At 45.5% G+C, this 584-nt stretch carries 1 protein-coding gene; it reads left to right on the top strand.

Going from position 1 to position 584, the window contains the following annotated elements:
- The coding region (locus ACESON_RS15195; protein ID WP_373110764.1) for an IS256 family transposase at window positions 1-584 on the top strand (584 nt) is incomplete at both ends.

The raw sequence follows: 584 nt of genomic DNA, 5'->3' as shown, positions 1-584 counted from the left end.
TGGATGAGGAACTGGGATATTCCAAGTATGATTATCGGAACAAGGAAACAGATAATTCCAGAAATGGCCATTCCCAGAAGACCATGCATACCAGCTACGGCGATATGGAGATTGATATCCCAAGAGACCGGAAAGGAGAGTTTGAACCACAGATCGTCAAAAAGTATCAGAATACGGTCACTCAGGACATGGAAGAAAAGATCATCTCCATGTATGCCAAAGGAATGACTACGAATGATATCGAAAGCCATATGCGGGAACTCTATGACATCGAGATTTCTGACAGCACCATCAGCAGGATCACGGATAAAATCCTGCCCATCGTAAAAGAATGGCAGGAACGGCCTTTGGAGGAAATCTATGCGGTCGTTTTCATGGACGCTATCCATTACCATGTCCGTAATGAAGGCAGGATTGTAAAACGTGCGGTTTATGTCGCTATCGGAATCGACATGGAAGGGCATAAAGACGTGCTCGGCATGTATGTAGGGCAAAATGAGAGTGCAAAGTTCTGGCTTTCCATTTTGAACGGACTGAAAAACCGTGGCGTAGAAGATATCCTGATCGCATGCGTAGACGGCCTG

Origin of the sequence: Lachnoclostridium sp. Marseille-P6806 (assembly GCF_964238185.1) — a bacterium.
Classification (GTDB): Bacteria; Bacillota; Clostridia; order Lachnospirales; family Lachnospiraceae; genus Brotaphodocola.
Note: the sequence above shows the minus strand (reverse complement) of the source record. Positions and strands in the feature narration are given on the sequence as shown.